Source organism: Pseudobutyrivibrio sp. MD2005 (genome assembly GCF_000621865.1).
In the GTDB taxonomy this organism is placed as follows: domain Bacteria; phylum Bacillota; class Clostridia; order Lachnospirales; family Lachnospiraceae; genus Pseudobutyrivibrio.
In genome coordinates this window covers 131,436-147,872 of record NZ_JHXE01000001.1, presented here as the reverse complement: position 1 = coordinate 147,872, position 16,437 = coordinate 131,436, and the positions used below count along the sequence as shown (strand labels likewise).

Annotated in this window: 9 protein-coding genes; 1 reads left to right on the top strand and 8 read right to left on the bottom strand. The window is 39.9% G+C overall.

Annotated features, from left to right (window positions below; translation table 11 throughout):
* Positions 1-14 precede the first annotated feature (14 nt).
* From T498_RS16445 to T498_RS0100680, 5 genes are all read right to left on the bottom strand, one after another.
* Positions 15-443 carry a prepilin peptidase gene (locus T498_RS16445; RefSeq protein WP_197019888.1) on the bottom strand — a complete coding sequence of 143 codons (429 nt, stop codon included), beginning with the start codon at positions 441-443 and terminating at the stop codon, positions 15-17.
* Between the two features lie 232 nt (positions 444-675).
* On the bottom strand, positions 676-1,152 hold the full coding sequence (locus tag T498_RS0100695) for a flagellar export chaperone FliS (protein WP_028234250.1): 477 nt from the start codon (positions 1,150-1,152) through the stop codon (positions 676-678).
* Positions 1,153-1,207: 55 nt separating this feature from the next.
* Entirely contained in the window at positions 1,208-2,644 is a 1,437-nt protein-coding gene (locus T498_RS0100690; protein ID WP_028234249.1) for a flagellin N-terminal helical domain-containing protein, read from the bottom strand.
* Positions 2,645-2,848: 204 nt separating this feature from the next.
* A complete protein-coding gene (locus tag T498_RS0100685; protein WP_028234248.1) occupies positions 2,849-6,940 on the bottom strand; it encodes a choice-of-anchor L domain-containing protein in 4,092 nt (1,363 codons plus the stop codon).
* A gap of 219 nt (positions 6,941-7,159) precedes the next feature.
* Positions 7,160-10,132 (bottom strand): DUF6240 domain-containing protein, encoded by a 2,973-nt coding sequence (locus T498_RS0100680; protein WP_028234247.1) that lies wholly within the window; start codon positions 10,130-10,132, stop codon positions 7,160-7,162.
* Between the two features lie 179 nt (positions 10,133-10,311).
* On the opposite strand from T498_RS0100680, the gene T498_RS16655 reads away from it, so the two are divergent.
* Positions 10,312-10,488: a hypothetical protein gene (locus T498_RS16655; RefSeq protein ID WP_155950994.1), complete on the top strand. Its 177-nt coding sequence runs from the start codon at positions 10,312-10,314 to the stop codon at positions 10,486-10,488.
* A 66-nt stretch (positions 10,489-10,554) separates the two neighbouring features.
* Here T498_RS16655 and T498_RS0100670 read toward each other — a convergent pair whose 3' ends face one another.
* Genes T498_RS0100670 through T498_RS0100660 form a run of 3 tightly spaced genes read right to left on the bottom strand, consistent with a single transcriptional unit; the run spans position 10,555 to position 16,391 of the window.
* Positions 10,555-12,462 (bottom strand): DUF1266 domain-containing protein, encoded by a 1,908-nt coding sequence (locus T498_RS0100670; RefSeq protein WP_028234246.1) that lies wholly within the window; start codon positions 12,460-12,462, stop codon positions 10,555-10,557.
* Positions 12,463-12,467: 5 nt separating this feature from the next.
* Positions 12,468-13,373: a DUF1266 domain-containing protein gene (locus T498_RS0100665; RefSeq protein WP_028234245.1), complete on the bottom strand. Its 906-nt coding sequence runs from the start codon at positions 13,371-13,373 to the stop codon at positions 12,468-12,470.
* Positions 13,374-13,385: 12 nt separating this feature from the next.
* Complete coding sequence (locus T498_RS0100660) at positions 13,386-16,391, bottom strand: toll/interleukin-1 receptor domain-containing protein (protein WP_028234244.1); 3,006 nt, start codon at positions 16,389-16,391, stop codon at positions 13,386-13,388.
* Positions 16,392-16,437 lie beyond the last annotated feature (46 nt).

Below are 16,437 nucleotides of genomic sequence, written 5' to 3'. Positions count from 1 at the left end.
TTAACCTCCATTATCTATGATTTGAACTGCAGTAAGAAAAACGCAGCCGTCATATAAAAAGAATAATGAAGCTTTCCCTTTATTAATTGCTTTCTATAAAGACTTAGCACCAAAATAACACAGCCTGCGATTATTACGGAAGTAACCATCACATCCACTGTTAATTGAGATCCCACCACGGATGACATGACAGAAAATAATTTGATATCTCCTGCACCTAGTCCTTTACCCAATATGTATAACAGTGATAAAGCAAATATTGGCCAGGCGGCCTTTAATATGAAATAAGCAATACCCATCATCCCATAAGCCTCCAGGTTCAAGCATATTCCTGCGCCGTATCCTAGGATGATTAATTGATTTGGAATCCGATATGATTTTGCATCAAAGATAGATGCGGTAGTCAAGATAGTCCAGATCAAAAATAAGCTCGTTTTTCTCACCTCGCTTCCGAGTGACAAGTATAGGTCCCTGGAGCCATTTTTTATATAGCATTTCTCGCTATATTTTATTTTGTTTATTTTTACGAATTGATAATTTGTAAAAAATTGACATCAAATCAAGTCAATTTATCATCTCTCATGTATAGTTGTGACAATAAAAGCTACAAAATAGGCCTAAAAAAAAGAGACTCCAAATCAATTGGAATCTCTTTTACATAATTCTTATTCATATTTATGCCCAAAAGCCTCGGCTTGCTTGGTTGCCCATTACACTTTCGTTTAATGAGTTTCTTCCATATGTAGCGCCTGCCATTATAGCTTGGGTATTCTGCATTAACGGAGCTGAATTATCCTCCTTTGCAATCTGCTCAAATGCGTCACCTAATTCATCCATTACTTTCTTTGCTTCTATAAGCCCCTCCGTATTTGCCTTATAGATGGACTTTGCAACATTTCGTTTTACATAATCGTAAAGCGCGTACAGATTTCCACTTACCTTGTAGTTAAAGTTTAAATCTTTCTGGAGGTGGTCTACAACCTCAGCACACTTTTTCAGTGCAACCACAGCTTCATCCACTTGGCCAGCTTCAAAATATATAAGTGCATCACTCTCGTATTCTTCGTAAATGTCATAAAGGATTGTAATTAATCCTGTGCCATTACTAGATGCTATTTTTAAGGTAAAAGCTGAAATCTTATCTTTGTTCATTAACTATACTCCTCTAAGGCATCGGATTTACTTGTGAAGCTTCGCTCCCATTCCCTTACTGTAATAACTGTAATGCTAGCTGTGGAAGCTCATTTGCCTGAGCAAGCGCCGATGTGCCAGCCTGCTCTAAAACATTTAGTCTTGTATATTCAACCATTGTTGTTGCCATATCAGCATCTTCAATTCTGGAAATGGCTGATGTCATATTTTCCTCTGTTGTATCAAGCGATTTTGTTGTATGGTCCAATCTGTTTTCGTATGCACCAAGCTGAGATCTTACAGATGTAACATAGCTTAAAGCTGTATCAAGAGAATCTAACGCATCCTCTGCTCCATCTTTTCTTGTAACATCTAAATCATCGATGTACATAAACTCTGTTGTAACTGCTGCAATTCTTACTTCCATGTTCTGGTTCTTATTTGCACCAACATGAAGTGTCATTGACCCGATATCTGTTACGTTGAAATTGATAATTCCAAGCCCATCCGGATCTGTAGTTTCATCAAAACCTGCTTCAACTAAGAATGAGAACTTGAAACCATTTGTATCTGTAATAGTCATATGGTTTCCGTCTTTGTTAACTGTTGCCTGCGGGCCAAACATTGAAGGTTCGACTGTGTCAAGATACATCACTGCATCAAAACCTGTATCTTCAAGGATAGGTGCACCGTTATCGCCAACTGGTGCTGTTGCAGCCTCAGTAAATCCTAAAGCTACCGCAAAATCTATAGATGAAAATTCAATTTTCAAATTTGCATTTGCGCCATACTTAAGTGAATTAATCTGAATAACATCATCAGGATTTGTAATCTGTGCGCCACCATGTTCGCAAGCATCTCTCATTGCCTCGTACACGCCTTCTCTGCTCATACCAGCTGCAAGTGTGATGCCATATCCATTAATAATGACTTCACCACCCATTGATAGCTCTGTATCGCCGTTCAAGAATAAAGCTGTGCCGCCTACCTTTGCCTGCTCTGCAGCCTTCTCAATCTTTACTGTGTATGTTCCAGCTGGAACTGCAGTAGAGGTCTGAATTCTTGTTGCATGCTCACCATAGGTTCTGTTATCTAAAGAACCATTAAGCAGATTAATACTGTTGAATTCTGTAGTGTCTGCTACTCTATCAATTTCCTCTAATAGCGAATCGATTTCCTTCTGAATTGATTGTTTGTCAGATAATGAATTTGTTCCATTAGCTGCCTGAACAGAAAGCTCTCTCATTCTTTGAATCATATCTGTTACTTCGTTGAGTGCACCTTCTGCTGTTTGAAGTACTGAGATTCCATCGGAGCCATTTGTAGAAGCCTGTGAAAGCCCCTCGATCTGAGCCTGCATCTTTCCGGCAATAGCGATTCCAGATGGATTATCTGAAGCATGATTAATACTGAAGCCTGAGCTTAATTTTTCCATTACATCTGCAAGGGAATTTTCTGTACCTAATAGCTGATTATTTGTAATCACCGCTGACATGTTGTTGTTAATTCTCATACGTTGCCTCCTAAAGCAAAAACAAGTCTAGCATCCGTGCGGTGTATTTAATTGTATAGGTCTTCCATGTCCTTACATCATAATTATCGGTTCGAGACTGCCAAACTTAACCCAAGATATGCAACTTTTGCCCACAAAAAAATGCAAGACCTTGTATTTTAAGGCCTTGCATTTCATTATTCCTCAATGTTGATTTTTTGACTTTTAGCTAGCAATCTGTTTCTTTTCAGCTTCCTGTTTTTTCTCCTTCTTCTCTCTATTAATAATGATAATAGAAAGGATGATAGTAAATACGCCTACTATTATAAGAAGCCATACGAAATAGCATATTCCAAGGAAGGTTGGACATCTGTGACATAGATGGCAGCGTTCCTCTACTACTTCTTCAACCACTTCCTCTACCACTGGAGCCCCTTCATACATAAGCACATAGGTAGAGAAGAATTCTGTAGAGATGGTGATTGTGTCAGGATCGTCATCCAAATCCTCCAAAAGCGTAAGCACGCCATCATGCACTCTAAGGATATAATAGTTTTGCGACAAGCCCTTGTAATCATCAGGAATTTCTATCACTATATTGATTGGTTTTTCTGTCTCAGTAATCTGATCCCAATTATCATCGTTCATTCTCATGAACATACTAATATCCATGTAATCAGCCACAGTGATATTTGGAATAGTTGAATCAAATGAGCTCAAACCTCTTTCGATAGCCTCTACTTCTTCTTCGGTCACGTTTTCAAATAGGATTGGTGTAAGCTCGACTTTTATTTCTATATTGCTACCAGAATCAACAGCATTTCTTTGGTCTGGGCTGAGCACTATATCTGCCACGGCATTGCTATCAGCCAATGCCGCATTATTTCTTTCTGCATCTGCAAGCTCCATTGAAACAATGATTTTACCTGGGTTTGGCTTTTCAGGCTCTGCCACAGGAGCCAATACTTTTTTCTTTGTTTTCGTTACTGGAGCAGGGGCTGGGGTTGGCTCTGGGTTTGGTTCTGGTGCCTTTTTTGTCACTGGAGTAGGAGCAGCCTTTGAAGGAGTTGATTTTGTTGTCTCTTTCTTAACTGTTTCTTGTTTTACTGGCTCTTTCTTTACCGGCTCTTTTTTAGGCTCCGGCTTTTTCTCTGGCACTGGTGCTGGCACCTCAGGCTCTTTTTCATACCTGAATGGCATCTTAATATAATAATCCTCGTAGTTCTTGCTTGAAATTCTATATGTAACAGGATTATTGCTGCTTACTAGAACAGCCTTCTCGTAATCTTCAATGAGGTCCCCTATTTTAAGCATTGGAACTGGATTATCTTTTTTATTAATCTCTATTTCATCTAATATGATATCTTCACGTGGCGCCTTTAAGATAGTGACTGTATATGAGCCATATTCAGTCTTAAAGCCCTTTTTACCTACTTTATAGTAAACCTTGTATACTCCAACATCTACGAATGTTGGCTTTACTAATGTGTAAGCTTCCTCTGGGTCAGAGCTGTACATAATTACAGCATCCTGCTGGTCGGCAGCCACAAAATATCCCTTTGTATTGCCATCATACACAGCTTCCACATCATCCTTGTTTTCCACAATAAGTGAGCCTGTTGTCCTTACTTTTACACCTTCACTAATAGGGGATTGGAAAGACGATTCTGTAGCAGGCTTTCTCGATCTGATGATATATTCATGACCTTCCTCCAGGCCTTCGAATTTCAGAGTGCCATCCTCAGAAGGCTTCACCCAGTCATAGCCTGGCATTTCATTTCCGCCCATATCGTAAATACGATACTCTTCATCCATCTTATCAGTCTCGCTAGGCTCGATATGAATTGTGATAGTAGTCTTGGTCGCCTCAGCATCCACGTCATCCTCTACCACCTCTGAAGGCTTGAGAGCACCGCTAGTCTCTGGGTCAGGTGGCTCTTCCTGTGGGGTATCCTCGGATGTTGGCCTATCTGGAATTTCATGTACCTGTGGGTCGGAATCTGGTTGCCCCTCCCCACCCTTTTGTACAATAGTAAGAGTTTTTCCTATGAAATTATATGGATTGCCATCGTTATCCGTTCCTTCTAGAGGAATGCATCCATTTTCATCAGCAGTAAATGTAAACTCACCCTCATCTGTTGTAATTTTGTATTCCTTGCCTGGTTCCAGGTTTTCAAGATTTTCGTCTATGTACTCTGTTTCTGCCTCTGGGGCGTTGAAGCTCAAAGAGCCTTTCTTTATAAACACATAGGATGTAACAGATGTATCTCCAATATCACAAATCGCAAACTTAATTTTTACTTTATCGTTTATATGCACTGCTTTTTGGGCTGTAAATACATTGGATATTCCATTTAATTCAGTACCATTTAATGGTAGAGTTGTGTATGTAAATAATGAATGTGTACCTTCTTGAGGATTCTGTGCACTACCATTATTCATTTCTGTTCCGTCTACACCTGCACGCAAATTTACTATGGTCACTGGTACTGTTGTTCCATCTGCTCTGGTAATTAATGCAATATTTTCATAAGGCCCATCATTTATGCTTACAAACAATCCAAATATATCATTAAAACTAGAATCATATACAAATTCAGATGAAGCAAAGGCGTAATCAAATGTAAGCAGTTCCCCATCTGCTATCATTTCAAACTCAAGGGTTGATGTATGTCCACCATAACTTTTTCCCATATTTGCGACTAATTTGGCCAAATCTGGATCATTTGCACCGGCTTCAGTTCCGCTTGAATCTAATATAATTCCTGATCCAATTCCTACATCTGATCCACCATTTGAGAATGTATATACTGTTCCCGTTCTACTTGTATTTGTGGCTTTAATACTCTTATTAACTACTTCCTTTACAAGACTATCTGCACTTTGATTCCTATCTTTACTTAAAACAATTGATGGGGTGGCAGCACCATTTGCATAGGCTAATGTATAGTAAGAAAATCCATCAATATTAGCCTCCACAGTGTTGTCGTATCTTTCGCTGTTAATTCTTTCAACAGAAGTTAAATTATCTATTGAACCCGTAATGTGGTAAAGTTCAATCTCTTCTTCTGGATTACTAGCAAGGGTAAATGAAAGGCGTGCTCCACCCTTGGTGGTATCTGGTTGCACTTCGTTACCTGATGCATCGATTACCTTAATGTCATAGCTTATTGTGCCAACTAGCTCTGTTTCATCTGTTGAATTTCGCACTGCATCATCAAGTATCTGAGCTTCCTCGTCAGATACCTTTCTTGCGCTTAGGGCCACACCATCAGGAAATACTCCAGCATCAGCTCTAAGAATTATTGTCACATCATCCAAAACTGCCACAAGCTCAAGGGCTGTAGGAACCACTGCCTCTTCCACAATGTGCACTGTTATTGTAGGAAGTTCTGCCTCCACAACATAATCTGTTTCAATCTCTGGGCGATACACATAGACTGCCCCTGCTATCGATGAATCAAAACCTGCCCCTGTGCTACTTGATTCGTCCAACACCCAACCGGTGCAGCTAATGCCAACCTGCTCAGTCTTAATCTCAATCTCTGTCTCGGCATGGGCAATCATAGTTGGAAATAGCATGTTTAAAAATAGCCCAGCTGTAGAATCACCATCTGAGCCTCCATCATCTGATGAGCCACTGTCTGAGGAACCCGTATCTGATGTGCCAGCATCTGAGGAGTCAGCATCTGAGGAACCAGCATCTGAGGAACCAGCATCTGAGGAACCAGCATCAGTTTGACTTGAATCTGCCCCGCTATCATCCTGGGCCCCAGTTTCATCTGAAGGCTGTCCCTCTGAAGCTACAGGTGCCTCCGTACCTTCTGCTGTGCCGGTTTCGGTACCTTCTATTCCTTCTGCTCCGTCTGTTCCTTCTACTGCTTCTACACCTGTTTCGCCTGGTTGTCCCACATCAGTAGGCTCAACACCGTCTGCATTTCCTTCACCTTCTATGACTCCATCCACTGGGACCTCACCCTCAGGCAATTCACCTTCTGGTAATTCCTCTGGAGGCAATTCTTCTAGTGGATGCTCCTCTGGTGGAAGTTCTTCTGGTGGCAGCACTTCTAAAGGCAGCTCCTCTGGCAATTTTTCCAGAAGCTCTTCCTCTTTTTCTTTTTCAATCTTTGTCTCTAATGTAGCTGTTAAAGTGGTTGGAAAGCTGATGTTATCTTCTGACGCCCCAAGTGGAAGATACTGATTTGCGACGCCCTCGCCTAACATTTCAAAAGATACAACTGTTGATTGTCTCATCTCGTCATCAGCAATTGTAAATGGAATTCGTATAGAGATAATAAACAATACAAAAACCAGCACTAGAGCTATTCCTCTAGCGCGGCTATTGCTGTAGAATCCTTCAATTAACTTCCTGATTTTCTTCCTTGAAACTCTCATATCCGTATAAAAAAACAGCGATATTTTGCTATTCGCAAAGTACCGCTGTTATATTTCTTTTAATTCCCCATTTCTTAAGCTGATTATACAATAATTTTCTTAAAATTTGTGGATTTTAACAATATATACATAAAACATCATTTAGAATAGCTCAGCGATTACATCTATATATCCTCTCGCTATTCCATAAAGCGCTTCGGTCTGTATCTCATTTTCTTTTGCTTTTGTGACATCGTCTGCTACGGCAAAATTACCAAGATTCCAATTGTAGATATCTGAAGCACTAATGCCTATAGATTGTGTAAAGCTAAAGCTAAACATAAAGCCTGTTTGCTCTTGCATGATTTCAGAAATCTTAGATGCCTGGCTTGCAAACATCTCTCTCATCTGTGCAGTCTCGCACTCAACAGATGCATGCACCTCGCCTGCTTCATATCTAAATGAGGTAGATATTGTTCCTGTAGATTCCATGTAAAGTGCCATCTTGACTAAACCTGCCTCGCCATTTCCTCGCACAATTCTGAGGCTCATAGTCCCAGCTTCTTCTGCAATCATCATTGGTATATGATAAGTTTCGCCTGATGTAGCCATCTGTTGCATTGCCTTAGCCTGCTGCACCACCATCTTCATTCCATCCATATCGATAGTGCGCACATCTTCTGTCTCTATCATGGTCTTCATGACATTTTCAGCAAGTGTTCCCAATGCTTCCTGAGCCTCGGCCATGTCTTCTGGTATGTGGCAAGCTTCCTCAAAACGAGAGTAGGCTAAGTTGATTAAATCTTCAATATCCATAGCTTCTAATGAGCTATCTACTGAGGATTCTCTTTCATTCATCACTTCCATTCTCTGGCTAGAAGCCTTCTGGAATAGATCCTTCATCACCTTACCATTGTTTTCCACAAGTGCCTCTACCGCTGCAATCATATTTGGTGAATGAGGAAGATTGTACTCATCTAAAATGGCTGTGTATCTTTCTTCAGCTGCCACTGCCTCCTTAAGCTGGGCGCTCACATACTTGTTGTAAGCAATCTCAGATTCCTCATCAACAGCTTCTTCCATAGCTGTTGCTAATTCATCTGGGTTCATAGCCATAATCTCATCTTCGCCAAGCTTTGCCATCTTAGCTGGTGTCATAGCCTCTTTTGCATCACGACATCTATCTGTTAGGAACACCTTTTCAATCTGCTCAGTGATGGAAAGATCTCGAACAACCATCTCATCAAGCTGACCAAATTTATCATTGATTTTATAATCCTGTCCTGTATGCTTGCTTGAGCGCACTGCAGTCATCAGATTTCGCATAGTAACTTCTACGCCCTGACTTATCAACGCACCTATCGCTGCGCCATCAGACTTTTCCACTTGGTGAAGAAGTCTGTACACACCAACAAATGCATCTCGTTCTGCCTCTGTTATTTCAGAATTGTGCTCTGCCTTCCACAGGAATTTCGCAAAGCTCTCATCGTCAGATGTGCTTCCAATTTCTGCCTTGATTTCCTCTGCTTTTGCCTTTAAGTCTGCCATTGTCATATCAAGAGGATTATCTCCGCGCTTAATCATTTCTGCTACTACGGCTGGTGTCATGCTCTTGAATGTTCTGGCTACCATTTCTGTGCTTGCCTGCATTGTAGTGACAGATTCAGCTGTTATCTCCATCTGATTATATGCAAGAACTCGCACAGCCTTCTGACTAGAATCGGTTGCGTCAATATCTAAATCAGCCAAAATATCATCCACATTTTGGAATGCCTTATTCATGCTATCGCCAAGGTCAGTTCTTACCTCCGTTCCTACTGCCTCATATGTCATTTCCATACGTGTATACTCTGCCTTTACAGATACGCTTACCTCATGTACATACGAGAATGTTTCAGCATTGATATTAGAAAATCTTCCAAGCATTGCTGCAGGGGCAGAATTAATATCTGCCATCTCATTCATAACCTGCTTGAACAGATTTACATTTGCATTGGTAGCTTCTTTATTACCTGCTCTCATAAGAATTTGGAGCAGATTGTTTTCCTGTAATTTCAGCTTGTCTAATAAATCAGATAGGTCACGAGTATTCACCTCTATACCATTTTTCATCATGGTAAATGTAGACTGAACAGTCATTGTTAGTTGAATTTCAACAAGCTGTCTCTGGGCGGTGATTGTTGGAAGGGAATTTGCATCCATCCCCATCACTTCATCAAATGTCATTCTTGCCTTGTCCATTAAAGAATAGCCAGGCACAAGATATGCGTCTACAGGCTCTTTTCCCTCAGCCACAATATCATCTATCGCATTTACGATAGCTTCTTCCGAAGGTTTTTCATAGTCCTGCAATTCAACCATGTACTCAAGATGCTCCTTCGTAACAGGAACATCTTGCTTCATCATGGTGGCCACCGTTTGCTTTAGCTCTTCTGGTGACATAGGTCTTTGCGCAGACTCTGATTGTTCACTTTCTACTTGTTCTATAAGTGAATCTAGCTTATCTCCTAATTTTTCAAGAAGACCAATTATGTCTTCGTCATTCATCTCTCCAGTGCCTTTTTCATTCACTGGAGCCGAATATGTAGCATTATATATATTAGAAATTGTTGGCTCTAATTCATTTTTTACAAGGTATGCCTGCGTTTCTACTGGAAGTGTATCAGCAAGGCCACGTGTCATTTCAACAGCCTGTGCCACTGAGCCTGTCATTGCTTCTATCTCATCTGCATCAAGGCCTCCCATTTTGCTGATATCTTTGCCGCCCTTAGCCAAGTTCATTTTGATTTCATCCACTACTGTAACAAGGGCATCCGTTTCCATGTCCATTGGGCTATGTCCATCTTCGCTTACCTTTGCAGTTGCTTCTTCATCCCAACCACGCTCAATATTCTTTACCTTCTCAACTGTGGACATACCAAGAGCTGATGCCTCATTTACCTCCTTGGCAAATTCTTCATCAGTCCTCTTTCCCCTATTATCATAAAATGCATTTTCTACTGTAATAGATCTTAACTCTATATTTTGATTTGCTTTTTTATCATCCTTGATACCGCTGGTACCTACGCCATATCCTTGGCTGTCGGCCCCTTCTGTTTTAATGTAATCCGTTACCTTTAGTCCTTCAATTTGCATACAGTTCCTCCACGGTATTTTCGTTTACATTTTATATGTCGGATGAAAAGAATAAATTCTTTATAAGATTAGCCTCATTTTTCAAAATTTTGTCATAGCTTTTTCACAAGATATTGTTATACTTATATACAAGTTCTTGCTAGATATAGTATTTAGCATTGTAAAAGGGGGTAGCAATTATGAAGGAGCAGGATGTGAGAGCCGTTGAGGCAATGTGTAGCTGTGGGATGGATTTTGATACGTTATGTGTATGCTTTCCAGGATTCTTAGCTACAGATTTAAAACGTATTTATGACAATTATAAAGGGGTTACACCACCTGCTACGCAAGTGGCTATGAGTATGAATTGTTCCTAATATAGAATTATATTTATAATATGTATAAACCAAGGCCAGTAGTTTATCAAACTACTGGCCTTAATCTTATTTCATATACTTGTTTACTTCAATTCCTGATAGCATTCCTTCTGGCTGAATCCAGAAGATATACCAGCCTGCATCACTTTTATATTCATAATAGTCTAATGTAACATAGCCATTATCATAAGTATCGCCGCTCTTCTCAAGTGGGCCATACATTTCCTCTAAATCTTCGAGATTGTAGATTTCAAGCTCTGCGCCCTGAGAAATAATGAATGGGTAGTCCTCGTACTGGTTCCAGCCAAACATTGTAGCGCGAACATACTGTACATCTAAGTCGCTAAGGGCCATGTCTTCCTCTGAATAGTTAACAACACCAAAGTTCATCTTGCTGTACTCGTTGCCTAAGTAGTAGCCAGAAAACTCGAATTCTTCTCCGGCAGGAACTACAGTGTCAGCGCCATCTTCAAATTCAAATCCCATATCAACTAGTTGCTGATAAGAAAGAGGAAGGGCTACCACTCTTCCATCAATCTGGAGAGTAAAATCATCCAGGTTATCCGACATCTCTACATCTGACTCTGCTGCACCTTCAGCCTCTGGGCGATATTTGTATGTCTTTGCTCGAAGAGACATTGCATGAGAATAATTGTAGAATTCTTCGTCTTCTGTAAGTATCTCATAATAGTTTTCCAGATTGCCTTCTCTACCTACAAGTGTTGCAAAAATCGAGAAGCTTCCTACTTTTCCATCGTCTTCTGTGATTGTGACATCACTCATGTTGTGGGCTGCTGAAGTGATTGAAGCTTTTACTCCGTCGTCTTTGACGCCGTTAGTAATACCGTATTTCTTGAGTGTCTTTACTACTTTGTCAAAAGATTTGCCTTCCTTTATGTCTCCAGGAAGTACAACGTCTACACTGCCCATTTTTACAGTATTAATTTCTTCAACAAGTCCATATTCTACCTGAGTATATTGTGCTCTAAGAGCGCTTGTAGTTACAGTAATTGTCTTGCCTTTACGCTTTAATGTAACATCATCTTCCCTGTTTGTAGCTAATTCATCAGGTGCATCTTTTACCTTCCAGCCATTGTCCATAAATTGCTTAATTGTAAATGGCATGTGATAAACATCACCATCAATTTCGATGTTTCCAGATTTAGGATTATCTCCTAATTCCTTTGGGGCGATATAAGCTAATACAAATTCTGGGTCCTTGCTTTTGATAGCATCTACATCTGCTTTCTTTGGCATATCATCAAAAAATGTTGAGTATGCTTCTTTTGTAAGTTCCATGTCAAAGTCTATTGCATAGGCTTCATCGTAAAATCTTGCTAAACCAACAAATTCCTGCTGAGCGACTTCTCTGTATCCGATAGAGGCAATATCACCAAATTCGCCCTCGCCAACATGGGTCATGTAACCTGCAACGTAATTGTCACCGTAGTCATCAAAGCTTTCGAAGTCCTGCTGAATCATTTTAGAAACTGGAACAGCATGCATTAAATACTCATCAAAATCCATATCGTTTGAGCAATAGCTAGCTGCCAAAATACCTTCTGCAGTTCCAAGATTATAAGCTCTTTCAGATGAATCGTCGTACTCAGCCTTTACAAGCTCTTCCACCTTTTCAATGGCTTTATCTTTGCTTTTTGCAGAATGCAATGAAAGATAATCTTCTACTGTGTCGAGGTCCACTGTGTCTGGTCTTGCTCCACCAATTCTCTGCCAGTCTAAGCCTTGGCCCTCAATCTCAACAGCATTGGCTGCTAAGAGCCATCTGATAAGATCATTACTGACATCACTTTCTGTAGCATCCTTAAAAGACTCGTCTACTAATGGAATCTCTACCTTAGCTTCTTCCTTGGTGCTTTCCTTTTCCTTAGATGCGGCATCTTTTCCTCCGCCACAACCTACTAGCATAAGGCCCGCTAAGGCTAATGCTGTAAGTCTTGTAAATCTCTTTTTCATTTATATCATTCCTCCATACTTGCACTATTAAAGCTGATTTCTTTTTCAAAGCGCTTTTCAATCTTAGTGTAGTATCTCTCGTCGGTCATTTCGCTTATCGCTTTGACAATATCATTAATTAATGATGTTGATTGTCTATCTTTTGTTCCAAGTCTAAACATTTCGCCGTAATAATAACATTCATGAATATCTTTGAAACTAGAATATTGTTGCTGTAATGCAATGTCTATATTGTATATTAGCTGGTCGTGCTCTTCCTTTGTAAGATACCCTATCTGATAACTAAATGTGATTACTCTTATTAATCTGATGTAATCATATCCCTTTAAGCAGTCGTTCCCAAATCTTACATAGGCGCAGGCAGCGCCCTTTACTCTATAAAATTCGGAAGTATCTATTTCGTTTTCCTTGAAGTAATCCTCGTCTATGGTCAAGGCATCCTCGTAGGTGAAATCATCACCAAAGTCTCTTTTAATGGCCTTAATCAGAGCCTTGATATCGGATTCTTCTTTGATGGCCTGATTGCATTTTGCATTATGGCCATTTGTAAGAACTCTGTCTATTACCTCTTCTGCAGATGTTCTATCTGTAATGTTCCAGGCTTGGGCTAAAAATGTAACTGTGTCATCATAAATGCTGTCGTCTACTTCATGGCCAGCCAAGTACTTAGGGCTTCCATTTTCAAGATATGCATAAAGTGAAGTGACTGCTGCACCCCATCGATATACCTCGTTGTTCCTATCAAGCCCGTTATTGTCATAAAATGTGCCAGAATCATCGTACTCAACCAGCATCTGTTCGTAGGCTGATGTTGGCTGGAGATTGGCATCTGCTAGCATATCTTCTGGAACTTGCGTAACTGCAGTAACTCCTGCCAATATCTGCGCCACTATAAGAACTAGTATCTTCACATTATCCCCCTGTTAATTAACCAGATATTTTAATCTCTGGAATTCTGTAAGCTTGGCATCGCCAAATCTTTCTTTTACTTTTTTAACCAGGTCATCCTGATTTTTAACCTTGAATTCGGTCATGCTTCTTCCGTATGCACTGACAATTGTTTGGGACTGTGGAATGTACAATCTGCCGTATTCTGCATAGTCAAGGAAACCGTATGTGTTCAAATCAATAATGTACATATCATAGTAATTGCAGATTGATAGTCTGTTATTATCTTCATCATAGCAAGTGTATAGCACATCATTTATCTGTTCATTCATCAAAAGAACATTTTTTTCTGCAGCCCTATCGTATATACGGAAATATAAATCGTCTCCCTGAAGGAAAAGCTGATTATTGTCCTGAGAGAACTGAATAAATGAATACTGGTCACCATAATATTCAATCTCATTTTCAACGTCACCAGTTTCAGCGTTTATTACTCTAAGTAATCCATCAGTACATGCGACTGCTATTTCGTTGTCGTTTTGGCTGGTCACTATCGTATTTACGTTATACTTTTTGAAAATTTCTTTTGTCTTACCTTTTTTGGCGTTAATCTTGTATGATTTGCCGTAGACGTCTACACCATAAATTGTCTCGCCGTCATTGGAAATAGCTGCAGTCCAGAAATGGAAATCTGCATCGCCCTGATAAACTATCTTACGAGCTTCCACGTCAATTACATAGTATTTGTCGTTTCCAAATACAATATATTTTCCATTGGTAGATACGCCGAGTTCGATGCTGATTACATCCTCATCTATCTCCACTATTTCCGTCTTTTTATCACTTATTGAATAGTAGATTACCTTACCTGTGTATGTAGGTATTACAATTGTGTCTTCATCAATGTAAGACAGCTTGCCATATCTGCCATCATCTACTTCTATCTGACCAATTTCTTTACCAGTTGCAGTTTCAAATACTCTAAAAATGTATTTATTATCTGAAGCACTATCTACTGTTTGAAGTACGTAAGTGTCTCCTGAAGGGCTGCTTACAGCTCCGCCGTAAAAACCAGTCTCCATTTCGTACTTAACTATGTAATCCTCGTCCGTTATAAAACGCATAACTGTCAGTTCTGGGCTTCTAAATCCAGAGGATACAAAAACACCATTCTCAATATCAAAATCTACTAAAGAATTGCCCTTATCTACATCGACTTCTTCAGATATATCACCAGTTAGTGCATCGTAGAATGTGAGCTTACCGTCAGCTGTTCCAACAAATAACAGATTGCTGCTGGCGCTCATCATATAGTTTTGAATATAAGCATTTGTGGTAATTTCATTAATGCTTTCGCCAGTTTCAAGGTCTAAAACATACAGCTTTTTAGAACCATTAAACATAAGCTGATTATATTCCTGGCCATCGAGTTCAAGGACTCTTGAGCCTAAATAACTATAGCTGGTATTGAGAGGTCCTCCGATATAATCAACATCCTTTGTCCACTTTACTTCACCAGTATTGATATCACATTTATAAACATGCACTGGCGCATTTTCACCTGCGAGCATCGCACTGTAGCTCATGCTTGCAGCTGCCATGTCACCATCTCTTGTTTCAATGATGTTGACAACAGCTCCACCTTCTACTGGGACATCGACTATGTTACCTGATTCTAAATCGATAATGGATACATAATTCTGCACATCATCATTACCTGGCAGATGCTCTATCAAAAGCTTTGAATTATCTTTTGTGAAGTTCATTTCAGCGCCATAGGTTACATCTGTCTGATTCTCGTATTTTTTGCCTGGCTCACCAGTAGCAGCATCAATCATTTGTACATATTCATGCTGCTCATATGTTTTCTTGTCATAGGCATTTATTTTAGCTGCAATATACTTACCAGACTTGCTTATTTTTGCAAATGTAATACTTTCATCCTGCTTACGTTCGTATACTATTTCGCCGTTGTCTTTGAATCCTCTAATGTAATTGTTGGTGACTGCAACAATTGTGTCGCCTGAAAATCCTACAGCGATAACTTTATCATCAGTTTCGTTAATAATATCTACAGGCCTTTTGAAGGTACACTCGCCATTATCCAAATTCCAGATATATAGCTTGTTGTTGAAATCAACTGATACTACTTTAGTACCGTCTTCATTGACAGCAAAATCCGAAACATTTACATCATGTGAAAGCTTTAAATCGTGGGACAAATCAAGCCCAAGATTATAAGTGCCAAGTGCCTGCGAAAGTGCGTAAACATCATCTGCCACATATGGACGCTTGTTTTCCTCTGTAGATAGACCTTCCATTGCAACAAGGGCTGCTGTTTTGGTGTCTCCTGCTTCTAAAATATCAAGAGATGTGGCAGCCAGCACTTTTGATTCATTGATAAGCTTTTGCTGATATTCAGCATTAATCTTGGAAAGATTGTAGGCATTATAAACGCCAAAAGCGACAGCGACAGTTGCGATACCTGCTGCAATGGTGACATTGCGACGCATCTGACGCTCTCTGTGTCTTTGCTTTAAATCATCATAATCTACGTGCAAAATAGATGCAGCCAAACGAAGTGTCTCGGTCTTAAGCTTGTGTCTTACTTCTGATTTGGATTCGCCTCTGACATCAGCTGCAAGTGGCTCCACTGGCCTGCCTGCTTCATCAGCGAGCAACTGTGGTGGAAATGAATCGGCAGGCTCTCCATCAACCAACACTGCCAAAACATTTTCTCTGCCGTGCATAGAAATGAAGGTGTCGATTTCCTTCATAACCCAATAAGAATCCTTTGTCTGTGGTGAACATATAACCACAAGAAAGGCCGCCTCCCTAAGGGCTGCCTCGATGTTCGAACCAAGGTCGCTACCGATTGGAAGCTCCTCCTGATCCCTGAATACTCTATTTATTCTTTTACGACCAATTTCCTTTTGAATCTTCCTAGGAATCTTGGTAGTCTCTAACGCTTTGTGAACTTTTTTTGCCACATACATATCCCGCTCTAAATGTCTGTAGCTAATAAATGCATCATATTTCATAATCATTACCCTCATTAATACTATGGTTTTAACTGATTATAATAAA